Below are 25,334 nucleotides of genomic sequence, written 5' to 3'. Positions count from 1 at the left end.
GGGATCCTTTCGGTTCGCCTGCGAAGTTAGCTGTCGGGTTCGGGCCAAGGAAATACCCGGCCGCACCCCGGTGGCCATCTGACCACCGACATCGCGGCTTCACCCCAAGGCAGGCTGGCTGCCGATTCTGGGTCCTCCACCCCCGCCGTAAAAGGGATAGTCGTTTGATGCCACCGGCGGGGCTGAGCGTGCGGCATCAAGGGTTTTAGTACAGAAAAACCTGAACTAATAGTAGCCGCAAAGCCTCATCGTTACAATTTCGTGACACTACGTGCGCGGCGTGGGCGCTGGTGCCTGTCCCGGTCTCGCTTCTCGCAGCCCAAGCCAAGCTACATAGGTGCGTATCTTCAGATGAGCAGCTAATGGCACCAACGAACCCCACATCCGGATGGTTCCGGTCCCGGGCGTGCCGGGCACAGAGCTGTGTCGATTGCCCCGTGCTGAGGTGTACGCGAGGGCCAGCAAGGGATCCTGATGGTTCCCCAAAGGGACGGTGTTTCCGCGGCAACGGATCGGCCCGGACAACCAGGCGGGCACGCTCCTCACGGTGACGGCGTGACGGCCTGGTTGCCGCTGTCATCCTTGCCCAGGCCGGGGGGTTAGAGTCCCATGGAGTCCAGAAGCGCGTCTTCTTCTTCGGAGCCGGAGCGCTTGGGTCGGGATGTCGCCCGGGGCTGCTGAAGGGCTTCAACCGGGTCCGCCACGTCGTCCGGCATGTCGCGTTCCTCGCGACCGATCCGGGCCTGTTGCCGTGCCATGTATCCAAATCCGACGAAGGCCAGGATCCCGAACGTGATCCACTGCAGGGCGTAGGACAGGTTCGACCCTTCCTTGACCGCCGGCGCGGCGAGCTGCTGGGGGGCCACGGCCGGCTGTGGGGACTCCGAGGCCATCACCCCGTAGCTGCCCCTCATGAGCGGGTAATCGAGTTGCTTCCCGTAATAGGACAGGTCAATGCTGGCCAGCTGGCCCTCGGGTGCGTCACGGCCAAGATCAGGTTCGGACGGTTTGATCCGGACGACCGCGGTAACCTCGCCGGTCGGCGGGCCAGGCACGGTGTCGGGGTATCCGGGCCGGTCATTGCCGATCGGCAGCCATCCCCTGTTGATCGCGATCGTCTCACCGGAGCTCACCCGGAACGGGACCAATACCTCGTATCCGGCGGCGGAATTGTTCGGCCGGTTCCTGACGATTCTCTGGTCCTGCCCAAGGTACCGGCCAGTCACGGATACGGTCGTCCATTTCGCCTCAGGGTCGGCGACGTCAAAATAAGGACGGGCATCCTTGAACGGCATAGGGGATTTGTCGTAGTTCTCCTGGACCCTGCGGATCTCGGTCACGGCCTGGTTCCGGCGATCCATCTGCCAGTTTCCCAGTCCAATACACGCGGCGGCAAACAGTGCCGCGACCATCAGGAAACCGGCCCAACGCCAGGACAGCAGGAACCTATACGCCACCGGGGCCCTCCTGGAGCTGCCACTGCCCGGCCAGCAGTGCGCGGATGGCCGTCGCCTCGGCGGCCAGGCGATGGTCTTCGCCCCGTGCCAGAAGACCGTATTCGACCATCGTCCGCCCGTCCTCGTGGGCGCCGGCACGAACCCAGACCCTCCGACGGTTCACGTACAACGAAGCCATCAGGCCCGCGACGGCCATCAACGAAAAGACCAGCACGCCGGTCTGTCCGGGGGTGCTGCGGATGTCCACACCGATGTAGCGTTTGAGGCCATCGAAGCTGATACTTCCCTTGCCCTCGGGCAGCGTGTACGTGCCACCCGGAGTCAAGGTGATGCCCTTGGCGGGCAGTTCCCGCCCGTTAAGCTGGGTCAAATCCTTCACGTCCAGGTTGTAGACATTCTGCGGCACACCGTCGTCCAGGCCCAGGTCCCCGTAGTAGGAGTTCAGGTTCAGTTGGGGGTTCAGCGGGTCCGGGTCGAAGCTGTAAGCGACCCCTTCATCATTTTTGATGGCGGAGGGCAGGAAGAATCCCACGAAACCCAATTGCGCCGGACGGGCATCAGGAACCTTGACGACAACCGTTGAGGTGTAGACCCCGTCGTTCGGGATGGACACGACCGGGCCACTGAATGCCGTGTCGCCGTTGCCGTCCCGCACAGTGATGACCGGGGCGTAGCCGTTGCCGACCAAAAAGACGCCCACCTCCCCGAAATAGACAGGGTCATTGACCTTCAGCGTTCGGGGTTCCTGAGCCGCGTCGGGCGCATCCCGGGTTCTTAGCTGGGCGGTGAAATCGATGGGCTGGCCGAACTGCCTGCTGGACTCCCTGTCGAAGCGGACCGCGAACGTGTCCAACGTGATCGTGAACGGCTCCAACCACGAGGACTGGAAGTTGGTTCCGGGCGCGAAGTTGTCGTAGCCCACGAGCGTGTTGACGAACGTATCGCCTTCGATCAGGATCTTCTGTCCGCGGAACCCGAACAGCCCGCCAATGGCCAAACAGATCAGAACGCCGATCAGCGAGGTGTGGAACACCAGGTTCCCGGCTTCCTTCAGGAAGCCGCGCTCGGCACCCAGTGACGGCAAAGCTCCGTCCTGGTCCCTGACCTGGACCCGGTAGCCGCGCTTCTTCAGCGCAGCGGCCGCGTCGGCGATGGCGGCCGCGGCGGGGATCCCGGCGTCCGCCGGCAGCTCCAGGGTTCCGTACTCCGGCAGCCGGGAGAGTCGCTTCGGGGTACGCGGGGGGTGCGAACGCATGGCTTTGTAATGGGCTCGGGCCCTCGGAACCACACAGCCGATCAGGGAGATGAACAGCAGGATGTAGATGGCGGAGAACCAGGCCGAGGAATAGACGTCGAAAAGCTGCAAGGCGTCCAGGACCGGGCCGTAGTCCGGGCGGTTCTTGATGTACTGAGTGACGAGCGAGGGGTTGGCTGGGCGCTGTGGGAAGAGTGATCCCGGCACAGCGGCGATGGCCAACAAAAGCAGCAGGAACAGAGCCGTGCGCATGCTGGTCAGCTGGGTCCAGGCCCAGCGCAGCATGCCAACGGCTCCCAGCGGGGGCGGGGTGGGGTGGGTTTTCTTTTCGGTGCGGGCAGGGGCCGCGGAGCCATTAGTGGTCATCGGCGGCGCACCGGACGGTTGGCCAGCTGGCGCAGGTATTCGTTGTAGGCGTCCAGATCCGGGTCGCCCGCCACGGCCGCGGTTTTGTCCGCCTTGACCCATCCGCGGGCCTCCTCCCGTTGCCACCGAACGAGGATGAACATCAGCAGCAGCACCCCTGGCAGTTCCCCGTAAGACCAGGCCAGGCCGCCGGCCAGGCCCTGGTCCTGCATGGGATCCACGTTCCAGCTTTCCGGCGGTGCGGCGAAGAACTTGACCATGGGGGCTGTGGCCATCATGATGACAACCCCAAAAAAGGCGTGCAAGGGCATCTCAGCGAAGATGTCCAGCATCCGGCCGAAGTGTGTTTGCCTGGTCGGCAGCGGGTCCGCGGAAATCAGTGGCACCGTGAACAGGATCCCGGCTGCAAGGAACAACAGTTCCAGGCCGACGTGCCCGTACCAGGTGGGCAGCAGCAGGTCCGCGAGCCCGGAGAAGTAGACGCCGTAGAAGCTGAGCAGGAACAGCGGCACCATGAAGGCCGGGTGGATGGCCAGCCGGCCCCAGCGGGAGCGCAGACCCCAGAGGGCAGCCTTCAGGACCGGCCGGCCGACCCGGCCGTGCGGGGTTGCCCGCAGCAGCAAGGTCCCAGGGGATCCGATGACCAGTAGCGGCGGGACGGCCATCATCAGGGTCAGTTGCTGGAACATGAAGATGGAGAACATCCGCAGCCCGTACCCTTCGATGCCGGCTCCCATGACGATAATGATCGCCAGGCAACCGAACAAAAAGGATGCAGTGCGGACCGGGGACCAGTGCCGGCCCTGCCGCCAGAGGCGGATGGCACCAGCGAGGTAGAAGGCAGCTGCCAGCAGCGTCAAGGCAGGGATCAGCGGAACAGGCTGCAGGTTCGGGGCGAGGTACTCACCCAGCGACGGCGGCAGCGAGGGAAGCCAGACCGGGCCTTCGACTCCTGGGTCGCCCATGTCAGTACCGCCGTCCGGACGAGACGGTGACGCCAAGGGCCTGCGCTAGTTGTTGCTGACCATTGTCAGCCGGTCCTGTCCGGCGTGTCCGACGTGTGTGAGGCCCAGATCCAGCAGCATGCGCACGTGGGAGTCGGCCAGTGAGTAATAGGCCATGCGGCCGGCGCGACGGACCTGCACCACGCGGGGGCCGCGCAGCAGGCGCAGCGCATGGGAGACGCCGGATTCGCTCAACCCCGTGGTGGCAGCTAGATCGCACACGCACATCTCCCCTTCGAGCAGGGCGATGAGGATCCTTACCCGTCCAGGGTCCGAGAGCAGCCCGAAGATCACCGCGAGATCCGTCACGTCCGAGTCGGCGGGCATCCGGGACCTGACGGCCTCTACCTTCTCGGCGTCGACCAAACGGATGGCGCATTCGCTGCCCGGCTGGCCGGGCGGTGTCGGCAGTGCCTGTGCTGTTCCGGTCATTCATCAAGACTACCTTTACTTGCTAATGCGTCGCATTTGCCTTGTGGCGTGCCGGGTGGGGCCGCGGGAGAGCCCTTCGTGGCTCGGATGGCATCCACCGATTAACGTCTGAACAACTCTACAGATAATCTTGAATGGCGCTGGAATGCACCTGCGCTGCCTGGCCCCGATGCCTTGGAGGAGCCAGGTCCGGACCTGCGTTAAGGAACCATTGTGGCTTTGAAAGCCTCCGCTGCCGGCGGCAGCACGGCAGTATCGCCGAAACTGCGCTCGTTCGCTGTGGCCGGTGTGATCGCCGTGGTTGTCGTGCTGGCGGCGACGGCGTATGGGAGAGGAACCCTGCCCGCCGAGACCCGCGATCCTGGCGCTTTGGTCCGGTGGGGCTTTGGTGTCGCCCAGACCCTGCAGAACATAGCGGCCGCAGCCACCATCGGTGCGCTGGTTTTTGCGGCGTTCATCGTGCCCCCGGTACTGCGGGGCCGCAAAAGTGCGGGCCGGTCCGGGCCGGCGGTGACGGCGTCGGAAATTGCTGCCGCCGACGAGCACCCGGCGTTCAGCCGGATCATGGTACTGGCGTCGGTGGCGAGCCTGACGTGGACCGTTTCGGCCCTGGCGGTATTGGTGTTCAGCTTCTCCGATATCGCCGGCGTGCCCGTCTCGGGCAGCCCCGAATTCGGCGCGCAACTGACCTCGTACATTACGGAGCTTCCCAACGGGGCGGCCTGGCTGTGGGTAGTCATCATTTCCTCGGTCGTTGCCACCCTGACCTTCGGTGTCCGATCCAGCGCAGGCCTGGGCGCTGCCGCGTTGCTGGCCCTCTCAGGCCTGGTGCCGGTGATGCTGATCGGCCACGCGGCCGGCGGAAACGACCACGAACAAGCCATCAACTCCCTCGGCCTTCACCTGGTCGGGGTGTGCCTGTGGTTCGGTGGACTCATTGCCTTGGGCGTTGCCGGGACAGCCCTGGGCAAAGACACCGCGGCGGTCCTCGGGCGGTTCTCCACCCTGGCCGGTTTTGCCTTCGTCCTCGTGGTGGCCTCGGGAATCATCAACGCCACGATCCGCATCGAGATTCCCGCGGGGCTGGCCTCTCCCTACGGCGTCCTGCTCATGGCAAAAACGGTGGCCGCCATTGTCTTGGGAGCGATCGGGTTCCTGCACCGGAAGCGACTGATTCCGGCTTTGAGCGTGAAGTCCGGGAACGGGCAGGCCACCGGGCTGCTGTGGCGGTTCATCGTGGTCGAACTGCTGATCATGGGCGCCGTCAGCGGCCTCGCCGCAGCGCTGAGCCGCACGCCCACCCCAACCGGGGAGGACATCCGTCCCGCCCTGACCCCCGCGGAGGTCCTCACCGGATACCTCCTGCCACCGGAACTGACCCCCGAACGCTGGTTCACCATGTGGCGCCCGGACTGGCTCTGGATCGCCTTCGCCCTCTTCGCCGCCTACCTGTACCTGAGGGCGGCGCGGCGTCTGCGCCGCCGCGGGGACAGTTGGCCGTGGATACGCAGCCTGGCCTGGCTCGTTGGGTTGGCGGCGCTGGTGTTTTTCACCTCAGGTGGGCCGTCGGTGTACGGGCGCATACTTTTCAGTGCACACATGCTCGATCACATGGCCCTGACCATGGTCGTCCCCGTGTTTCTCGTCCTCGGAGCCCCGGTGACGCTGGCGCTCAGGGCGCTCAAGCCGCGGACTGACGGTTCCCGCGGACCACGTGAGTGGATCATGGTCCTGGTTCATTCACGGGTGGCCGCCGTCGTGACGCATCCCCTCTTCGTTGCCGCCAATTTCGCCGGTTCCATCGTCTTGTTCTACTACTCCGATGCGTTCGGCTTTGCCCTCCGGGAACACGCCGGGCACGAACTTATGACGGTCCATTTCGTGATCACCGGCTACCTGTTCGTCCTGTCGATGATCGGCACCGACCCGATCCCGCGCCGGGCGCCGTATCCTCTGCGGTTGCTGCTCCTTTTGGCCACCATGGCCTTCCACGCGTTCTTTGGTGTCACCCTGATGGGCTCGACCACCCTGATCCAGCCGGAGTGGTTTACGGAACTGGGCCGCGAGTGGGGAGCGCCGCCCTTGGAGGACCAGCAAATGGCCGGCGCTATCACCTGGGGTATCGGTGAGGTCCCGACCTTGCTGATCGCCATCGGCGTGGCCGTCATGTGGTCACGCTCCGATGCCCGCGAAACACGGCGCAGCGACCGGGCGGCCGCACGCACCAACGACGCTGACCTGGATGCCTACAACGCCATGCTCGCCCGCCTCGAGGAACGTGACACAAGGGGCCGTGGTGGCCAGGCCTAGTCCGGACAGTCCCGCACCCCTATTAAGTTCAGCATATTCTGAATCCACAGACTTCTGTATCATTGCGGGTATGCGCATCCTTTCCACGATTGACGTTCTGGCCAGGTTCGGTAAAGCCCTCGCGGACCCCACCCGGGCCGCGATCCTGCTGCAGATCAAAGACGGCCCGGCGTTCCCGTCGGATCTGGCCGACAGCATTGGCGTCAGCCGCCAGATCCTCTCCAACCACCTGGCCTGCCTGCGCGACTGCGGGCTGGTCGCCGCGGAGCCGGTCGGAAGGCGTGTCCGCTACGAACTCTCCGACGCCAAACTGGCGCACGCACTGGAGGATCTGCTCGGTACCATCCTGACAGTCGATACGATCTGCGGCTGCGCCGAACCCGAATGCGCCCAGGACACCACTGCAGGCTCCCTGGCTTCTCCCGACACCCTGGAGGTCCGATCATGAGCGGTCACGAGCACGACCACGCCGCCGCGGCAACGGCCCGCCGCGGCAAACTCATCACCGTCTTCGCCATCACCTTCACGGTCATGATTGCAGAGATAATCGGCTCCGTATTGACCGGCAGTCTGGCGCTGCTGGCAGATGCCGGCCACATGTTCACCGACTCGGCAGGGCTGCTGATAGCGCTCATCGCCGCATCATTGGCGTTGAAGCCAGCCACGCTGACGCGCACCTGGGGTTACAAGCGTGCCGAAATCATCGCCGCCGCCGGACAAGCGGCCCTGCTGCTCGCGGTCGGGGGCTTCGTCATCGTTGAAGGCATCCGCCGGTTCTTCGAGCCCCCGGAAATTGGCGAGTCCACGATGCTTTGGTTCGGCATCATCGGGCTGGCCGGTAACGCGATCGGCCTTCTTATTCTCGCTTCCGGACGGAATCACAACTTCAACATGAAGGCGGCCTTCCTGGAGGTGCTCAATGACGCCCTCGGTTCCGTGGCCGTCATCGCGGCAGCCATCATTATCGCCGTGACCGGCTGGCTTCAGGCCGATGCCCTCGTGTCGTTGCTCATCGGCGTCCTGATCATCCCGCGCACACTTAAACTGCTCCGTGACACCGTGAACGTGCTCATGGAATCCACCCCCAAGGGATTGGACCTGGCCAAGGTGCGCGAGCACATCCTGGCGCTGCCCCACGTCATCGACGTCCACGACCTCCACGCCACCCTGGTGGCCTCCGGAACACCGGTCCTCTCCGCCCACGTCACCGTGGAGGACAACTGCATGACCGACGGGCATGCCGCCACGATCCTGGCGGATCTGCAGGCCTGCGTGGCCCAGCACTTCGACATCAGCGTCGAACACTCCACCTTCCAAATAGAGCCAGCCGCCCACCGCGACCAGGAAAGCATCCACCACTGATGAGCACAACCAAAACCCCTCCCCCGCCCATGGACACCGCGAAGAAGACCCGGGTCTTCATCTGGGTCCTACTGGCCGTCCTCGTCGCCGTTGGCGTGATCTGGTACACGGTCTTTACGCTGAACAAACCAGCCCCCGCGGCCCCGACGCCGGCCGCGGAAGCCCAACTGGTCCGCGAAGACAGCCACCGCGTCACCTCCCCGGCCACCGAAAAAGCCCAACTCGTTGAGTTCCTGGACTTCGAATGCGAAGCATGCCTCGCCGCCCAACCCGTGGTCGAAGAACTGAAGAAGGAATTCGGGGACCGGATCACCTTCGTCAACCGCTACTTCCCGTTGCCTGCGCACCGCAATTCAGCCACCGCAGCCCTTGCCGTCGAAGCCGCAGCCCAGCAGGGCAAATACGAACAAATGTATGCCAAAATGTTCGAAACCCAGCCGCAATGGGGCGAGAAGACCGAGTCCCAGGCGCCTCTGTTCCGCACGTTCGCTGAAGAACTCGGGCTGGACCTGACCGCGTACGACGCGGCCGTGGCCGACGACAAGACCAAGGAACGGATCAAGAAGGACATCGCAGATGGCACCGCTCTGGGCGTCAAGGGAACGCCGACGTTCTTCCTGAACGGGAAGATGCTCACCCTTGAAACCAAGGAGCAATTCCGGCAGCTGCTCGCGGACGCCGCCAAGTAACAGACTCTCCCGGGACAGATACATCGCCGTGGGCTTTACCCTGACCCAAGCTTCTACGCAACGTAAAAAGGAATCCATCTCTTGAAAGGAACGGTGTGCGATGACTGCTGCGCGTGCACCGTTCCGCATTCCGCGGGCCGCGGCCGTTGCGGTCACGGTCCTTGCCTTGGCCGCAACGGCGCACTTGCTGGCCGGTGGTGAACTGCCTGCTTTCCCTGTCATGACAGCACTGACAGCCGTTATTGCCCTATCGGCGATAATGCTGACCGGCAGAAAGATGACAGTGCCCCTTCTGGCCGTATATCTGGGCGCATCCCAGGCTGCGCTGCACCTGGCGTTCTCAGCCTTGGCAGGCGCCGGAACGCCCAGGCCCGGCCTGTCCCACCACCTCGGAATGGCAGCCGGCCCGGGCAGCGGGCACGGGGTTGTCCCGCACGAACATCTGAGCTCCGATGCCAGCCCCGGAATGCTCGGATTGCATGTCGCCGCAATCCTCGCCACCGCTCTTCTGATGGCACGGGGCGAGTCGGCTTTGTGGGCCTTGGCCGCCTGGCTGCGCCCCCTGCTGGGCCTGCTCAAACCATCAAAGCTCCGGGCATGTCCCAGCCTGCCGGTCACCGGCACGGAGACCATCCATCTGCGACGGAACAGGCAGGCCCGGCCACCGGCCCGGGGGCCTCCCCGGAACCTGTCCGCCGCCACGCACCAGGCATTGGCTTAGGGTGTCACCGGCGCGCACCGAGCACACTGAACCTTTCTCAACGAGCAGAATCGCAGAGTCCCATGAATCCCCGCAACAACAAACGACGCGTCCGCGTCCGCCTGGCGCTTGCCGCGGCCATCCTCATCCCGGCCTTCGCCGCAGCGCCGGCAATGGCCCACGACGCCCTGGAATCCACTGTCCCGGCCAAGGACACCACTATCACCACAGCCCCGGGTACCGTTTCCCTGATCCTCTCGGAGCCGCCCATGGATGCCACACAGCTCAATCTCAGCGTCATCACCGTGACCGACGAGACGGGCAAGACACTCAGTGACGGCAAGGTCACCGTGGACGGCCCGACCATCTCCACGACCATAGCCGGCGGAAGCAACGGGGCGTACAAAGTCCTTTGGCGGACGGTTTCCTCCGACGGCCACCCCATCGAGGGCAACTACTCCTTCACCGTCCAGGACCCCGCCCAAGCCGTCACCGCCACACCATCTGCGACGCCAACCCCGGCCGCGAGCACTGCCTCCAACGCCGCGGCCCCGGCCGCGCAAACGGCGCCGGAGCAGATAAAACCCAACGATGACAACGCCCCCATGGCCGTTGGCATTGCGGCAGCGATCCTGGCCGTCGCAGCCGCTGTCTTCTTCATTGCACGCAGGCGCAGGGACAAAACCTCGGGAGCGTAGCGGAACCGGCGAACCGGCGAACCAGCCGAGTATTCCGCCCCGCCCGTCGGCTCCGGGCCACGTGCCCGGGGCCGGCGGGTTCGGGCGCGCTACCGTGCCGTGGGCACGGAGCGTCGACCGGACACCAAACGTGAGGTCCAACCCGCGATGGTGCCGAAAACCATGACTGCCAGGGCCGCCATACCGCTGTAGAACAGCACCGTGGGAAAGCTGGACGGCGACGACGAACCGTCCACAGCAGCCATGATGCTCAGCCAGTAAGCCACCGTTGCGATCACCCACAGCGCACCGGCTGCCGTTGTCAGCCAGGACCAGCGCGAAAACCAGGACTGGCCCCGCCGATAAGACAGGGCAATGGCGACAGCCACGACACCCGCCACGGCAACCAGCTGAAGGCCAAAGAGGTATGGGCCGGCAACCAGCCCTACCGGAATGCAAAGTCCTCCGATGAGCACGAGTCGACGGGCGCCAAGCGGCATCTTGACGGCGTCCGCGGGAACCGTGGCGTCGGGGTTTGAAAGCATTAGCTCTGTGGCTCCTTGGAGAGTGGGTACGGCGGGATCATTCGCAGCAGTGGCGGAACCGGCGGTGCACAGAAAAGCGGTGTGCCAGACAGGGACAGGCGGGGGCGACCCCGTCTGGATTCCCCGCAGGCTGAACGACCGCTGCAGCACCATCAGAGGACCATGGCAAGGACTCCTGGCACGCGCTGTCATCTTCAGGTCAGAACCAATTGGTAGGCAAAAAAGCCTCACAGCCCCGGCACTACGGGGACCTGCCCTTGGGGATATCTGAGACTGATTCTAGCAACAGAGTATGAACATATGTTCATACTCGCGGTATTGCTTGGCCATCGACGCATTCGTCTCGCCGGATGGGCCGACAAGGGCGGCTAGTCCTCCGGTCGTGGCCTTGGGGAAAGCACGGTCCCGAGGATCATGACCGCTACGCCGGTGGTGACGAAGACATCGGCGAGGTTGAAGGTGGGGAACCATCCGGTGTGGAGGTAGTCAACCACCCCCTGCCCGTTGAGCCGGTCGATGAAGTTTCCGGCGGCTCCTCCAAGCAGCAGGGCCGCCCCTGCCCGGGAGAGCAGAGACATGCCGGGCGCTGCGGCGAGCAGGAACCAAAGCAGGGCGGCCAGGATCACCCCCGTGCCTGCGATGACGGCCCAGGGTGGCAGGCCCGCGCCCATGCTGAAGGCGACACCACGGTTGTAGACCAGCCGGATGTTGATCGGCCCGACGTCACTGGTTGCACCCGCAGAGAGAACAGCCTCGGCCACGGCCTTGACGATAAGGTCCGTGGCGGCAAGGGCTGCCGCAGCGACAATCACCAAGACCCGGATCCGCCGCGAGGTCCGCTTGGCCGGGGTCACTGCTGCGGGTTCGCGGCTCATGATGCTGGTTCCAGAGCCGGGGTCGGCTGGGCGGTCCGGACCCCGGTTCGGCGGCTGATACGGCCGGCTCGGACGCCGTTGGCGATCACAACGATTTCGGCCAGCTCGTGGATCAGGACCACAGCGGCCAGACCGAGCGCACCGACCAGCGCCAGCGGGATGAGCACCGCGATCAGCAGCAGGGACAGTCCGACGTTTTGGAGCATGATGGACCGCGTGCGGCGGGCGTGCTCGAGGACCTGGGGCAGGTGGTTCAGGTCCTCGCCCATGAGGGCGATATCGGCGGTCTCGATGGCGACGTCGGTTCCCATGGCTCCCATGGCGATGCCGGTGTCGGCAGTCGCCAGTGCGGGCGCGTCGTTGACACCTTCACCGACCATCGCGGTCGGGGCGCGCCCCTGGAGGGTGCGGATGATGTCCGCCTTGTCTTCGGGGCGCAGATCGGCGTGGACCTCGGTGATGCCTGCTTCCTTGCCCAAGGCGTTGGCCGTGATCGTGTTGTCACCGGTCAGCATGGCGGTGGTGTAGCCCGAGGAAGTGAGCCGGGCGATGACGTCCCGGGCTTCGGGGCGCAGCTCGTCGCGGACGGCAATGGCGCCGATGACCTGTCCCTGGTCTTCGATCAGGACGGCGGTCGCGCCGGCCTGTTGCATTCTCTTCACTTCGTCGGCAAGGGGTCCGGCGTCGATCCAGCCTGGCCTGCCGAGACGCACCGTCCTGTCCTCACACAGGCCTGTCAGTCCTGCGCCGGGGACGGCATCGACCTCGGTGACCGGTGCCCGGTCTGCGGCCGCGGCGAGGATGGCGCGGGCGAGAGGGTGTTCACTGCGGGCCTCCAAGCCGGCCGCGAGAGCCAGAACCTGCTCCGTGGTGAACGTTCCGGTGGTGGCAACATCGATCACGGCTGGCTTGTTCCGGGTCAGGGTGCCGGTCTTGTCCAGTGCAATGGTGCGGATCCTGCCCAGGGTTTCCAATGCCCCACCACCCTTGATGAGCACACCGATCCGGCTCGCAGCTCCGACGGATGCGACAACGGTGACGGGCACGGAGATGGCCAGGGCGCAGGGTGAGGCAGCAACGAGCACAACCAGGGCGCGTTCGAACCACAGCAGCGGCTCGCCGACGATGAAGCCGAAACCGATGATCAGGGCCGCGGCGATCAGGATTCCCGGGACAAGCTTGCTGGCAATGGAGTCAGCCAGGCGCTGGCCTGGGCCCTTGCGGGACTGCTCGGCTTCGACAATGTGCACAATCCTGGCCAACGAGTTGTTCTCGGCGGTGCTGGTCACTTCGACCTCGAGCGGGCCGGTACCGTTGATCGAACCGGCCCAGACCTCGCTGCCGGGCCCAACCTCGACCGGAACGGATTCTCCGGTCAACGCCGAGGTGTCCAGGGAGGTGCGGCCGGTGATGATCCGCCCGTCGGTGGCCAGACGTTCCCCGGGCCGGACGACCATTCGGTCCCCCAGGACCAGAACTGCAGGATCGACCGTGACCTCTTCGCCGTTGCGCAGGACGGTCGCTTCGGCGGGTACCAGGTCCAGCAGTGCCCGCAGCCCGCGGCGGGTTTTCGCCAGCGAGTACTCCTCCAGGCCTTCCGAAATGGCATAGAGGAAGGCCAGCATGGCCGCTTCCTCGTACTGGCCCAAAGCGACCGCGCCGACTGCCGCAATCGTCATCAGGGTTCCGACACCGATTCTGCCCTTGAGCAGGCGGCGGAGAGTGGACGGAACGAACGTCCAGGCAGCAACCAGCAGCGCGGCGATCTCCAGAGGAAGTGTCAGCCACTGCGGCGCGTCGGCCAGCGACGCGATCCACGCCGCCAGGAGCAGGACACCGGAAACGGCTGCCGCCCGGACCTCCCGGACCTGCCAGAAACCCACGGCCTCCTCGGCTTCCTCGGACTCGCCGGTCCCGGGCTTTTCGTCGCTGCAACCGCAGGCGTCACTCATCGGGCCGCCTCCGTCGTCGGGACTGTCCCGGTGCTGCCAATGCCGTAGTTCGGGCAGAGACTGACCGCGTTGCCGGTAGCTGCCAGCAGGACCTCGGCCTGGGCGAGCATGTCCATCAGCTCCGGACGGGAGAGCGAATAATAGACGCTTCGGCCCTGCGTGCGACCCTCGACCAGGCCGCAGTCACGCAGGCACGCCACATGGGCCGAGACCGTGGATTGCGCCAGACCCAGCTCCCCGGTCAGGTCACCCACCCGGACCTCTCCCCCGGCCATCCGTTTCACGATACTCAAGCGGGTCGGATCACTGAGGGAGTGGAACAGGGCCGCCGCGGGGTCCAGCGGGGCGCACGGATCGGGCGAGAACGCATCATCAATCGTCATATAACGATGATAGCGGCAATTTTGGATGTCATCATCCCAGGGCGTTCGAACCAGCCTTGATCCGGAAGCCGGTCCCAGCGCTTTTGCTCTGATGCAACTGGAGCCGTGGCGACGCGTTGTCCGTCCTGGGCCAAGAGCCGAGGACCCTTCGTTGGGCTGACGGCGCGAGGAAATCCAGCCCTGGGTAGGCGGGAAGCCTTGCCGTGCGCACGTCACACCCCTACACTCCTGCCAAGGGTTACTTGATGATGCGCTTCGTCCTATTGGTCTACAAGGTCGAGGGTGGATCCGGTCTGGTTCGTCTTGCATGACCACCTCCAGGACAGGGACCCGGGTGTTTCCTAACTGAAGATTCTTGGTTTGACCCTGGCTGGGGAGCGGCAAGCAGGGACCCGTGCGGCAAGCACGGATCCATACTCGCAACAGGCGTACCACTCCCAGGAGCTCCGATGCCCGGTCATTCAGCCACCCGGCCGCAGTCACCCCTAAAGGGATTCATCACGCCCTTGGTGATTGCCATGATGGCAGCCCTATTGCCCCTTACCGCCCCGACAGCCCTCGCCGCGGGACCCTGCGAGCCGGTAGTGAACCCTGTTGTCTGCGAAAACTCCAAACCGGGAAACCCGCCATCGGAATGGGACATTTCCGGTCCCGGCGACGACAGCATTCAAGGCTACTCAACCGAAATCAGCGTCAACGCGGGCCAGCCGATCCGCTTCAAAATCGACACGAACGCTCCCAGCTACACCATCGCGGTCTACCGCACCGGCTGGTACGGAGGCGCCGGCGCCCGCAAGATCGCCGACGTGACACCGTCCGTCGTCCGCCAAAACCAGCCCCAATGCCTCACCGACCTCACCACAGGGCTGTACGACTGCGGGACCTGGGCGGTGTCCGCGACGTGGCAGGTCCCCGCGACCGCGGTCTCCGGTGTCTACGTCGCCCTTCTCACCCGGCCCGATACCGGCGGGCAAAGCCACATCACCTTCATCGTGCGTTCCGACGGCAGCCGGTCCGACGTGGTCTTCCAAACCTCCGATCCCTCCTGGCAGGCCTATAACTCCTATGGTGGCTCGGACTTCTACCAAGGCACGAACGGCCGCGCCTACAAGGTCAGCTACAACCGACCGGTAGCCACGCGCGGCGGACCCGGAGGCCGGGACTTCTACTTCTCCAACGAATACCCGATGGTGCGTTTCCTGGAGCAAAACGGCTACGACGTCAGCTACATCAGCGGCCTTGATACCGACCGCAACGGCCCACAGCTGCTCAACCACAAGGTCTTCCTCTCCGTCGGGCACGACGAATACTGGTCCGGGCCCCAGCGCGCCAACATCACCGCCGCCCGCGACGCAGGGGTGAACCTGCAGTTCCTCTCCGGCAACGAGGGCTATTGGCGCACCCGGTTCGAACCCTCCCCGGTGGATGGTGGAGCGGGCCGGACGCTCACCTCCTACAAGGAAACCTGGGCCAACGAAAAGATCGACCCCAGCCCCGAATGGACCGGCACCTGGCGGGACCCGCGGTTCGCAGCCCAGACCAACGGCGGCGGGCTGCCCGAAAACGGACTGACCGGAACCATCTACATGTCCAACTACTCCGACCTGCCGGTGACCGTCGATTCGGAGGAAGGCAAAACCAGACTGTGGCGCAATACTTCCCTCACCTCGTTGCCGGCCGGTTCCTCCGCGGCCCTGGCGCCCCATACGGTGGGATATGAGTCCGACGAGGACCTGGACAACGGGTTCCGCCCACCGGGGTTGATCCGGTTGTCCACCACCGTAGGCGAGGTGCCCCAGTACCTTCAGGACTTCGGCAACACAGTCCTTCCCGGCACGACAACCCACCACGTGACCCTCTACCGCGCCCCCAGCGGCGCCCTGGTGTTCTCGGCCGGCAGTGTCCAGTGGACGTGGGGCCTGGACGAGGTCCATGACGGCGAGGGCGCACCTGCAGATCCAAGGATGCGGCAGGCCCAAGTCAACCTCCTGGCCGACATGGGCGCCCAGCCCGCCACCCGTGCCGCCGGCCTGACCGCTGCCGCCCCGAGCACGGACCGGACCGGACCAACGGCTGCCATCACTGCCCCGGCCAACGGCGCCACTGTGCCCCATGGGACCAGTGTGACCGTCACAGGAACGGCCGCCGATACGGGCGGAGTGGTGGCCGGCGTGGAGGTTTCAACCGACGGCGGCGGTACCTGGCACCCCGCCGTGGGCAAGCAAAACTGGACATACACCTACATCCAGAAGGGCTTCGATACCGCCACCATCCAGGCCCGGGCCATTGATGACAGTGCCAACATAGGGGCCGCCACCAGCAGGAGCCTGATCCTGAGCGGCCCCTACAGCGTCTTTGGCCAGACCGCACCGGCAGTGCAGGATTCCGGTGACGGCGGCAGCTACGAAATGGGCCTGCGCTTCACCCCCACAGTGGACGGTTTCATCACCGGGGTGCGCTTCTACAAGAGCGCAGCCAACACCGGTACACATACCGGGTCCCTGTGGAGCTCCACTGGGGAACGGCTGGCCACGGCGACGTTCACCAACGAAACGCCCTCCGGCTGGCAGTCCGTGCTGTTCAGCCAAGCCGTTCCCGTGGCCGCAGGGCAGAAATACACGGTCTCTTATTGGACTCCGAACGGTCGCTACGCCATCCAGAACTTCCAGTGGGCGAGCTTCGGGTCCTCCGACGCGCCCTTGAGGGTGGCGGGCGGTTTCGGAGCCGAGCCTGCCGGTGTCTATGCCACCTCCTCCGGGTTCCCGACCTCGAGCTACAACGGCGGCAACTACTTCGTCGACGCCTTGTTCGGCACAGTGGACACCACGCCCATGACGGTGTCCGGGCACACCCCATTCCCGTCCTCGTCCAGCGTCTCCGTGGACACCAAGGTCAGCGCAGTGTTCTCCAAACCAGTCACTGCCTCCAGCGTCCAGCTGACCCTGCAATCCTCCGACGGCCCGGTGGCCGGCACGACAGCGTACGACCCCGCCACACGTCGGGCGGCCTTTACCCCGACGAGCGCCCTGGCGTTCAGCACGCAGTACACGGCCACCCTCGCCGGGACAGACACCCTGGGCGGTCCGGTCACAGCCGGCGGCACCTGGTCCTTCACGACCGCTGCGACACTGCCGGTTCCCGGGTCCTGCCCGTGCAGCCTCTTTGACGACTCCGTCACGCCCGGCATCGCCGAGATTCAGGACGGCGTCCCGTTGGCGCTGGGCGTCCGGTTCTCCAGTGTTTCAGCCGGTGAAGTAGTGGGCATGCGGTTCTTCAAGTCGGCCGGCAACACCGGCACCCACAACGGTGCCCTGTACACGGCCTCCGGGCAACAACTGGCAACCGTGGCGTTCACCAATGAGAGCGCCTCAGGGTGGCAGACGGCGATGTTCAGCCAACCAGTCCAGATGGCCGCGAACACGGACTACATCGTGGCCTACAAGTCACTGACCGGCACCTATTCCGCTACCTCCAACGGGTTCGGATCCGGCATGAGCGTCGGACCATTGCGAACAACGTCTGACGCCGGAGCGTACACGTACAGCGGTGACTTCCCCGGATCACGGTCGAACGCCAGCTACCTGGTGGACGTCATCGTGACGGTTCCACCCCCGGCGTTCACCCCGACGGGTCAATCCCCGCTGCCCGGCGCGTCCAGTGTTCCGCTGGACAGCCAGATCAGTGCCGTACTGTCCGAACCGGCCGAAGCCCCCAGCGTCAACCTGACGGTAAAAGATGCGAGCGGAACAACCGTGGCCGGATCCACCAGCTACGACCCCCAAACAAGGAAAGTCACGTTCACTCCGGCCGGGCCGCTGGCTGCCGGTACGTCGTACACGGCCACCCTCACGGCGACCGCCGTATCCCGTCAACCACTAAGCAACGGCACATGGGCCTTCAGTACCGTCCCCGCCCCCAGAACACCGGGGACGTGCCCCTGCACGCTCTATCAGGACACCGTTACGCCGGGCACTCCCGACGCCAACGACGGCGTGTCGTTGTCCCTGGGAGTCCGGTTCGCCAGCGACACTGCAGGCCAGGTCACCGGCGTCCGCTTCTACAAGGCCGCCGGAAACACCGGGACACACACCGGCTCGCTATACACGGCCGGCGGGCAGCTTCTGGCCACCGTCACCTTCACTAACGAGTCCAGCTCCGGCTGGCAAACAGCAACATTCAGCCAGCCAGTGACCATCGACGCCAACACTGAATACGTGGCGGCCTACAAGTCCCCGAGCGGCAACTACTCCTACACGGCCGGCGGATTCGGCTCAGGCTTCACCAGCGGACCGCTGAGGACAGCCCCCGATTCCGGTGCATTCGCCTACAACAACGACTTCCCCAACTCGCCCTCCACGGCAAGCTACCTGGTGGACCTGGTGTTCATGGCCGCGGTGCCCCCGCTGACAATCACTGACCGCTCCCCTGCACCAAACGCCACGGCAGTACCTGTCGAGGTCAAACCAACCCTTACGTTCTCCTCCGCGATCAAGCCGGGGGCAACGTTCACGCTCGCAGCGAACGGGACGCCCGTTGCCGGCAACGCTGCCCTGTCCACGGACGGCCGCACCCTGACCTTCACCCCGGCGAATCCCCTGCCGGGCAACACAGCCATCTCCGTCAGCGCCGGCAACCTCGAATCCCAACAGGGCCAGACACTGCCGACCACCACCTGGCAGTTCACCACGGCCGACCCCGATGCCGAGCAAGCCTCCATCTTCGGGGACCTCCAACCGCAGACAGCAGCCTCCGATGATCCGTCATCGGTTGAACTGGGAACGGCGTTCACGGTCTCCGCCGCCGGCAATGTCACCGGCATCCGCTTCTACAAGGGAACCGGAAACACCGGAACCCACATCGGCTCCCTGTGGAACGCCGCGGGAACACGGCTGGCCCAGGTGACCTTCACGAACGAAACAGCGACGGGCTGGCAAACCGCGATGCTCTCCTCCCCGGTAGCCGTAACCCCGGGGGAGACATACACCGTGTCCTATCTGGCGCCCAACGGCCGCTACGCCTATACACCGGCGTTCTTCGCCCAGACGTGGGTTAGTGGGGTCTTCACCGCCGCTGGCCCTGACAACGGCCGCTACCGGTACGGGGCCGGCGGTACGGCACCAACAAACTCCTGGAACTCCACGAACTACTTCGTCGACGTCCTCTACTCAGCCACCACACCGGCACCGGCGACGCCCACCCCGACCGCAACGCCGGCCCCACCCGCAACCGCGACGGCGACGCCTTCACCAAATCCTTCCGCCAGTCCCTCGCCGAGCCCGTCCCCCAGTCCCTCGCCGAGTCCGACAGGGTCGGGTGGGCTGCTGTGCGGACTACTGGGAACCTGCTGACCGGGGGCGGTTTCTAGACTGCTGATGTCCGGCCGCTCCCCGAGTTACGTCCGGACGTCAGCGGACCACACTGGGCGACCACGCATGTTCGATGAAGAGGCTCGGTTGGGACGCCGGATCGGTTCCGAGTTTCCAGATGTTGCTGTCACCTTCGGTATCCTCGTCGGCCAAACCGTAGAGCAGGTTCTGATCGTCCAGCCACTCGATCTGGTCATCGACGCTGCGCTTTTCCGAGAGCACCGTTTCCACCCCCGTGGCCAAGTCAAGAAGGGCGACGTTCCAGTGCGCGGTGAGCGGCCCGCCAATGTTCTTTTTATACGCGATCCGGGTGCCGTCCGGTGAGATGGAGGGGCATTCAACGTTGTCATGAATGGCGGTCAGGGTCTTGTCTTTCAGGCTTCCCCGGACGAGCCAGATACGTCCTGAGGATGCTGCTGTGGCATAGAAGACTTCGCTTTGCCCTGGCGCGAAAGTAACTCCCCAGATGTTCCGGTCGCTCGCCAGCAACCGTTCGCCGTTCACGAGGAGCGCGAAATCTTCGAGGTTACCCGTACCGCCGTCGGGAACAGTGATCTCTGTTGCTGTCGAGAACCCGGCTTGCGTATATGAGTGCCCGGAGACGAACACCGTTGTCGCGATCACGGAACCGTCCTGACTGATGCGTGTCCGGCTCGGAATACCCGGGACAGGCCACGCCCGATCCTGCTGCCAGTCCCGGTTCAGGACGGCCGCGTCGTAAGTAGTCACCAGACCACGGTTGGACCTGAGACAGACCACCACAGCTGCAGTGCCATAGACCCGTTCGCACGCCTGCTCACTGACCGCCCGCGTGCCACCGGGAGCCGAAAGCGGCACCGTGGCTGCATTGCCATAGCCCTGCCCGCCGGCAGTGTTCCTGAACAGGACGAAAGGAACCCCGGGGAGAGGTTGGCCTGCAGTCACTCCCACAGATGAGGCGGCCGTGCGGCTCTCCTCGAAACGCTGATAGGCTCCCACCGCGTAGATCCCGGCTCCGGCAAGGACCAGCGCGGTAACTCCCAGGAGAATTCCCCACCGCAACCTCCCGCCTGCGGTGGTACCGGTTCCTGCGCTCGTGCTACTCATGGAGGCGTTTAACATAGTCAGCCATTCCTGGCACGGTGAACGCCACAACACCCAGGGCGGGTGCGTAGATAATCCCCTTGTCGATCAACGACGCACGGGTCATGGTCATGGAGCTTTGCTTCTTCTGCGCCCGTTCAGCAAGACCGGCTGTGCTGGATCCTTCATCACCGTCAGTGGCCATCAGGCGGAGGAAGTCCTTCTCTGCCTTCGAGGCACGTTTCCAGCGTGAAGGAAAGAACCCTTGGTCCAGCTGCGCGCGGCCGATCTCCACCGCGATTTTGGCGTCGTCGAAGGTTACGGTCTTCTCCGGAGCTGTTTCCCAGGCCGCGTAACCGTATTCCTGCAGGAAATACGGATACGCGCCCGATGCGCTCAGGAGAAGGTCTTTGGCCTCGGCCACGAATGACACCCCATAGCGTTGGGCCGGGGCTACCAAGGCCGCCTCTGCAGCCTCCCTCGACAACGCCCCGATGCTGCGGTAATTGAAAATCCTTTCGGCGTAAGAGCGCGCTTCACTCAGTACCGAGGGAAGATTGGGCAGACCGGCCCCCGCGATATAGAAAGGCCATTCGCGTTGGCCAGCCAGATGCTGGGCACTCAGGAGTGCGGCAATGAGTCCGTCGTCCAGGTCCTGCATCTCGTCAATGATGAAAACCAGACCCGAGCGATTCTCCCCCAGGGCCAGACAGAGGTCCTCAATCAGTTCTTCCAGATCCACTTCGATCGATCCGGAGTCAGCGCGGCCGTGATTGAGGTTCACACCGATGTCGATCCCAGTCACACCCAGTTTCGCGGAAAAGGATGCGATGCTGCCAAGTGCCGCCAAGAGTCGCTCCCCGGCGCCGCGGCGATTCAACTTCCGCCCGGCCTGCAGCAGGTTCCGGGCGAGCTTGGCCCGTACGGCCTCAGGACCCCCCTCGGCGTCCCTGCCCTCGAGGAAGACGACCATGAACTCAGCATGTTCGGCCTGCCGACGGAACTCGTTCAGCAGGACCGTTTTGCCCACCCCACGCAACCCGTGCAGGACGATACCCCGGTCCGGTCTTCGCTGGCGGGTCTTGGCCAGCAGCAAATCGAAGGCATCGATCTCGCTCTGGCGCCCGACCAGTTCGAAAGGCCGACGGCCCGACCCGGGCGAGTAAGGGTTCAAAGCACTTTCCATATCAACAACCATAAAGGAGTATCCAGTTTTTTGGATAGTACGCTATGGTTCCGGATACGAGCCGACGCGTGACATTCAGGACCTTTGAGGCAGGGGCAGGCAGCCATTCGGAGGTGTTCCGTCAATTGACCCGGAGACTAGTCTGTAGTCAGACCGTCAACAGCCTCAATCCGTTCGCCGCGGAGGCGGTGGGTTTGATGCAGATTTGCCAGTAGCTCAGGGTCGTTGAGCAACTCATCAGGTACATCCACAATCTGGCTGGTTTGTCCTTCAAAAGGCAGGAGCTCGTGCCAGAGCGCCGGTCCCTCACCGTCGGAGGATTTTACCGGCCCAGGCGTCGGACCAATGGCGATAATCTTGCCGCGTTCGTCGCTGATGACCGTGCATTTCATGAGGGCTCCTTAGCGCAGCGCTGTAATGAGGAGACGATAGCTGGCCCCATACGAAGCTTCTGCCCGCAGATCAGCGAAATAGGTGAGCCGGTCGCGGCTTTGGCTGAATCCGTTGCCGAGTGTCGTCACCCCGCCGGTCGAGACCACGATTGATGGTGGCATGGCGACAGCCAGGATCGCAGGACCAAACGCGCGATCTTCCCACCAGAACGAGTGGCGGACGGTCTGTCCCGGAGCAATGTAATTGCTCAAGATCCCGCCCGGTGGAAGAAACCATTGATTCATCGCAACCCCCTGGCTGAGCCTAATTGTGTTGAGCGTTGGGAAACTTTAATTAGACCTTGGCACTGCGAGCTGCAGGTGACAAGACCCATATGCTCATTTCCCGGCCAAGTGCGTACGCGTGCCGCTCTCCATGTTCTGGCGTCGGTTCCTGGCAGGTTTGCCGCGATGCCGCTAGCCTTCCCGCAGCTCATGCCGTTGGATGCATCTTCAATGCGGTCCGCTGCCTTTGGGTTCAGTGGACTGGGTGCGAAGCTCAGGCTGGCGAGCGTATGCGTTCGAGCTGGTGTGCCAGGTCTGTTAGCTCGTTGATGCGTTCCTGCGCCTCTTGCAGTCTGGCCGTGACGAGACCACCCAGCTGTCTTGAACGGTCCCGCATTCATCGGTATCCCCTGCAGAGACGAGTCCACGGACATCCCTCAAGGCTGATGTCGAGCTTCTTGGCGCGCAGTGGCTGCCAACCGGTCCAGGTCCCGTTCGTCGTAGCTCCGGTAGCCGTTGGCTGAGCGGGCTGCGGGGCCGATCAGGCCGATGTCCTCGTAATAGCGCAAAGTAGTGGCCTGAACCCCTGTTCTGGCGGCAACCTCGGAAATCCGGATCGTCTTCATGGATCCACCGTAAACCTTCGATCTGGCTTGAAGGTCAAGTCAGGTGCGCCGCAAAACCCGCTGCACGGCGGGTCTCCGTCAGGTGGTCTGGTGACGGCGTTCCTGCTTGATCAGCAGCGGAAGGAAGCGGACGTAGAGCACCATACCGATCAGCTCCACAAGGGTCTGGGTCACCACCACCAGGGCCGCAAGCGCCAAGTGGCCTGGCAATGCCAACGCCAATGGCAGCACGACCAAGGAGTTACGGGTCGCACCACTGAACACGACAGCGCGGGTGGCGGCAACATCGAGTCCTGCGGGTTTTGCTGCGAGTAGACCCAGCGGCACCATGACCAGTAGGAATGCAGCATAGATAGGCGCGACGGACAGAAGGGAGCCGAGTTCCTCGCCGACTCCCACAATCTGCGACCCCACGACCACGGCCAGCGTCGCCATCATAAGGGGAACCATCAAGGCCTGCATCAGAGACATCACGGCTCTGCCCATAGCCCTCGTTCTGGCCAGCGCCTGGGTCAGCGCTGCCGCGGCCAGCGGGATGATGATCAAAACGATAAGGGCTTGAAGGAATGGGGCCGGATCGATGGCTGAGACCAGATCCGGGCCGACGAAGACCAAAAGATAGAGCGGGAGAAAAGGCATCTGCGTCAGCATCAGCACAGGTGCCGCAGCGAGAAGCCGGTCACTCGCGCCGCCGGCCAACCCAGTGAATACGATGACGTAATCGATACACGGGGTCAGAAGTACGAGCAAGACTCCAACAAGCAGCGCCTGGTCGCCGGCGATGAACCGGGTCAGGCCAAACACCACCAAGGGAACGACGAGAAAATTCAACACCAGGACAGTGGCCAGGAATTTCAGATCCCGGGCGGCCCTTCCGAGGGAAGCAAACGGTATCCCCAGAAACGTGGCGTAAAGCAGGAGCCCAAGGACAGGGTTGATCGAATGCTCCAAAGCCGGAGCCACTCCAGGAGCGAGTAAGCCCGCTGCGCCCCCGACAAGGATGGCCACGAGATACAGACCAATTTGCTGCCGGTCCATCCACGCGACAAGGTTCCGGGTATCCACCATTGCAATGCTAGGCGAGGCCTGACTCCACCCAGAAATAGCGGGGCCGGATCGTGCAACGCCCGGCGTAACCGGCCGCTCACGCCGGGCGTTGCCATGGATCGCCTGCACGAGGAGCTTCAGTTTTCCAAGTCAGATACCGCGGCATCTGAGCACCTCGACTATTTGCTCGACGGTCGGGGTTCCGGCGAGACCGGCTGAAGTCTGGTAGATCCTGCATGCGAGCTCACTGGTGGGAGCCGCTTCGGGGAAGATGCCGGTTACGTCAGACGGAGGTCTCTGATCGCCCGAGGGCGGCCAGGGCACGCTCGACTTGGTGGAGGGCTTTGACCGTGTTGGGGCAGTCATCGATGTGGAGTACTTCAATTTTCACCGGAATTGTCCCCGCCTCCAGGGCGCGTCACTAGGCAGGTCGACAGGTTCGAACGCAATACGGCAGTCGTGGGTGCCTCCATTCACGACTCCAGCGTGGATCGGTGCTCGAGCAGGAGCGTGTCGCGCCATTGTCCGTCGGTGGGGCCATGGGTCATTTTGGCGATGCGGCTTCGGTGTCCGATGACCCGGAACCCGGCAGTTTCGTGGATCCGGAGGCTGGAGTGGTTTTCGGGGAAGATGCTGGATTGGATGGTCCAGATTCCGGCTCGTTCGGTGGAGTCGATGAGGGCTTGCAAGAGAGCTTTTCCAAGTCCGAGTCCGCGGGCTTCTGCCGCGACATAGATGGAGTGTTCAACGACTCCGGCGTAGACGGGTCGGGCCGAGACGGCCGAAACTGCCGCCCATCCCAGAACGCCGTCATTGACGGTTTCGGCGACGAGTCGGTGTGCCTGGAGCCGGGATGCGTCGAAGGATTCCCAGTCAGGGGTAGTCGATTCGAACGTCGAGTGCCCGGTGTCGATGCCCTCTTGGAAGATCCGCTGCACGGCGGGCCAGTCGGCCGGGTCCATGGGACGAAGGGCGAAGCCTTGGCTCATAGTGCGGCCAGGATCCCGGCGACGTCGTCCAAGGCGCCCGGGATGAGGGAGTAGTAGGCCCAGGTGCCGCGCTTTTCGCGGTGCAGCAGTCCGGCGTCAACCAGGATCTTCAGGTGGTGGGAGACGGTGGGCTGGCCCAGGTCCAGGGGTTCGGTGAGGTCACAGACGCAGGATTCCCCGGAGGCTTCGGCCTTGACGATGGAGAGCAGCCGCAGCCGGTTCGGGTCTGCCAGGGCCTTGAAGACCAGCGCTTTCTGCTTGGCTTCTTCGGCGCCCAGCGCAGGCGCTGAGGCCGGGGCGCAGCAGGATTCATCCGTGGCTGGTTCGAGGACGGGCAGTGCGTTCATTTATCCATTATGCCCGAATATTGACCATCATCAATGTAGTCGGGCAAG

General features: G+C 64.2%; 23 protein-coding genes and 1 riboswitch. Of the genes, 7 read left to right on the top strand and 16 right to left on the bottom strand.

Features of this window, described 5'->3' with window-relative positions; all coding sequences use genetic code 11:
* Position 1: 1 nt before the first annotated feature.
* A riboswitch (cyclic di-AMP (ydaO/yuaA leader) is annotated at positions 2-173 on the bottom strand.
* 426 nt (positions 174-599) lie between these two features.
* The 4 genes from AYX22_RS23445 to AYX22_RS23430 all read right to left on the bottom strand — a co-directional run bounded on the left by AYX22_RS23445 (position 600) and on the right by AYX22_RS23430 (position 4,514).
* A complete protein-coding gene (locus AYX22_RS23445; RefSeq protein ID WP_142940463.1) occupies positions 600-1,457 on the bottom strand; it encodes an SURF1 family protein in 858 nt (285 codons plus the stop codon).
* Positions 1,447-2,997 carry a cytochrome c biogenesis protein ResB gene (locus AYX22_RS23440; RefSeq protein ID WP_207597816.1) on the bottom strand — a complete coding sequence of 517 codons (1,551 nt, stop codon included), beginning with the start codon at positions 2,995-2,997 and terminating at the stop codon, positions 1,447-1,449. The genes AYX22_RS23445 and AYX22_RS23440 overlap by 11 nt, the downstream gene beginning before the upstream one ends.
* 77 nt (positions 2,998-3,074) lie before the next feature.
* A complete protein-coding gene (locus AYX22_RS23435) occupies positions 3,075-4,043 on the bottom strand; it encodes a cytochrome c oxidase assembly protein (RefSeq protein ID WP_142940483.1) in 969 nt (322 codons plus the stop codon).
* A 45-nt stretch (positions 4,044-4,088) separates the two neighbouring features.
* Positions 4,089-4,514 carry a metalloregulator ArsR/SmtB family transcription factor gene (locus AYX22_RS23430; RefSeq protein ID WP_142940468.1) on the bottom strand — a complete coding sequence of 142 codons (426 nt, stop codon included), beginning with the start codon at positions 4,512-4,514 and terminating at the stop codon, positions 4,089-4,091.
* 213 nt (positions 4,515-4,727) lie between these two features.
* Between AYX22_RS23430 and AYX22_RS23425 the strand changes: the two genes are divergently transcribed.
* From AYX22_RS23425 to AYX22_RS23400, 6 genes are all read left to right on the top strand, one after another.
* Positions 4,728-6,824: a cytochrome c oxidase assembly protein gene (locus tag AYX22_RS23425; protein ID WP_142940469.1), complete on the top strand. Its 2,097-nt coding sequence runs from the start codon at positions 4,728-4,730 to the stop codon at positions 6,822-6,824.
* A gap of 70 nt (positions 6,825-6,894) precedes the next feature.
* On the top strand, positions 6,895-7,272 hold the full coding sequence (locus AYX22_RS23420) for a metalloregulator ArsR/SmtB family transcription factor (protein ID WP_142940470.1): 378 nt from the start codon (positions 6,895-6,897) through the stop codon (positions 7,270-7,272).
* Positions 7,269-8,186, top strand: coding sequence for a cation diffusion facilitator family transporter (locus AYX22_RS23415; protein WP_142940471.1), 918 nt, complete (start codon positions 7,269-7,271; stop codon positions 8,184-8,186). The genes AYX22_RS23420 and AYX22_RS23415 overlap by 4 nt, the downstream gene beginning before the upstream one ends.
* The gene (locus AYX22_RS23410; RefSeq protein WP_142940472.1) at positions 8,186-8,875 is read left to right on the top strand and encodes a thioredoxin domain-containing protein; all 690 of its coding nucleotides are present in this window, start codon (positions 8,186-8,188) and stop codon (positions 8,873-8,875) included. The genes AYX22_RS23415 and AYX22_RS23410 overlap by 1 nt, the downstream gene beginning before the upstream one ends.
* Positions 8,876-8,975: 100 nt before the next feature.
* On the top strand, positions 8,976-9,596 hold the full coding sequence (locus AYX22_RS23405) for a hypothetical protein (RefSeq protein WP_187697292.1): 621 nt from the start codon (positions 8,976-8,978) through the stop codon (positions 9,594-9,596).
* A 62-nt stretch (positions 9,597-9,658) separates the two neighbouring features.
* The gene (locus tag AYX22_RS23400) at positions 9,659-10,273 is read left to right on the top strand and encodes a copper resistance CopC family protein (protein ID WP_207597716.1); all 615 of its coding nucleotides are present in this window, start codon (positions 9,659-9,661) and stop codon (positions 10,271-10,273) included.
* Positions 10,274-10,362: 89 nt separating this feature from the next.
* Here AYX22_RS23400 and AYX22_RS23395 read toward each other — a convergent pair whose 3' ends face one another.
* The 4 genes from AYX22_RS23395 to AYX22_RS23380 form a co-directional block, all read right to left on the bottom strand.
* Entirely contained in the window at positions 10,363-10,797 is a 435-nt protein-coding gene (locus tag AYX22_RS23395; RefSeq protein ID WP_238703527.1) for a hypothetical protein, read from the bottom strand.
* A gap of 368 nt (positions 10,798-11,165) precedes the next feature.
* Positions 11,166-11,672, bottom strand: a complete 507-nt coding sequence (gene lspA / locus AYX22_RS23390) for a signal peptidase II (protein ID WP_142940474.1) — start codon at positions 11,670-11,672, stop codon at positions 11,166-11,168.
* Positions 11,669-13,624, bottom strand: coding sequence for a heavy metal translocating P-type ATPase (locus AYX22_RS23385; RefSeq protein WP_142940475.1), 1,956 nt, complete (start codon positions 13,622-13,624; stop codon positions 11,669-11,671). Before AYX22_RS23385 ends, lspA begins: the two co-directional genes overlap by 4 nt.
* A complete protein-coding gene (locus tag AYX22_RS23380) occupies positions 13,621-14,007 on the bottom strand; it encodes a metalloregulator ArsR/SmtB family transcription factor (protein WP_142940476.1) in 387 nt (128 codons plus the stop codon). Before AYX22_RS23380 ends, AYX22_RS23385 begins: the two co-directional genes overlap by 4 nt.
* A gap of 449 nt (positions 14,008-14,456) precedes the next feature.
* Between AYX22_RS23380 and AYX22_RS23375 the strand changes: the two genes are divergently transcribed.
* Positions 14,457-19,355: a DUF4082 domain-containing protein gene (locus AYX22_RS23375; protein WP_142940477.1), complete on the top strand. Its 4,899-nt coding sequence runs from the start codon at positions 14,457-14,459 to the stop codon at positions 19,353-19,355.
* Positions 19,356-19,412: 57 nt separating this feature from the next.
* On the opposite strand, the gene AYX22_RS23370 is transcribed toward AYX22_RS23375, so the two are convergent.
* The 8 genes from AYX22_RS23370 to AYX22_RS23330 form a co-directional block, all read right to left on the bottom strand.
* The gene (locus tag AYX22_RS23370) at positions 19,413-20,459 is read right to left on the bottom strand and encodes a hypothetical protein (RefSeq protein WP_142940478.1); all 1,047 of its coding nucleotides are present in this window, start codon (positions 20,457-20,459) and stop codon (positions 19,413-19,415) included.
* Complete coding sequence (locus AYX22_RS23365) at positions 20,452-21,621, bottom strand: ATP-binding protein (RefSeq protein ID WP_142940479.1); 1,170 nt, start codon at positions 21,619-21,621, stop codon at positions 20,452-20,454. Before AYX22_RS23365 ends, AYX22_RS23370 begins: the two co-directional genes overlap by 8 nt.
* Positions 21,622-21,758: 137 nt before the next feature.
* On the bottom strand, positions 21,759-22,013 hold the full coding sequence (locus AYX22_RS23360) for a hypothetical protein (protein WP_142940480.1): 255 nt from the start codon (positions 22,011-22,013) through the stop codon (positions 21,759-21,761).
* A gap of 9 nt (positions 22,014-22,022) precedes the next feature.
* The gene (locus AYX22_RS23355) at positions 22,023-22,265 is read right to left on the bottom strand and encodes a hypothetical protein (protein WP_142940481.1); all 243 of its coding nucleotides are present in this window, start codon (positions 22,263-22,265) and stop codon (positions 22,023-22,025) included.
* A 449-nt stretch (positions 22,266-22,714) separates the two neighbouring features.
* Positions 22,715-22,903, bottom strand: coding sequence for a MerR family DNA-binding transcriptional regulator (locus tag AYX22_RS23350; protein WP_142940482.1), 189 nt, complete (start codon positions 22,901-22,903; stop codon positions 22,715-22,717).
* A gap of 78 nt (positions 22,904-22,981) precedes the next feature.
* The gene (locus AYX22_RS23345) at positions 22,982-23,971 is read right to left on the bottom strand and encodes a bile acid:sodium symporter (RefSeq protein WP_238703529.1); all 990 of its coding nucleotides are present in this window, start codon (positions 23,969-23,971) and stop codon (positions 22,982-22,984) included.
* 452 nt (positions 23,972-24,423) lie between these two features.
* Complete coding sequence (locus AYX22_RS23335) at positions 24,424-24,939, bottom strand: GNAT family N-acetyltransferase (RefSeq protein WP_242703660.1); 516 nt, start codon at positions 24,937-24,939, stop codon at positions 24,424-24,426.
* Positions 24,936-25,286, bottom strand: a complete 351-nt coding sequence (locus AYX22_RS23330; RefSeq protein WP_207597715.1) for a metalloregulator ArsR/SmtB family transcription factor — start codon at positions 25,284-25,286, stop codon at positions 24,936-24,938. Before AYX22_RS23330 ends, AYX22_RS23335 begins: the two co-directional genes overlap by 4 nt.
* Between the last annotated feature and the right edge of the window lie 48 nt (positions 25,287-25,334).

This window comes from Arthrobacter sp. D5-1, assembly GCF_017357425.1.
Classification (GTDB): domain Bacteria; phylum Actinomycetota; class Actinomycetes; order Actinomycetales; family Micrococcaceae; genus Arthrobacter.
Note: the sequence above shows the minus strand (reverse complement) of the source record. Positions and strands in the feature narration are given on the sequence as shown.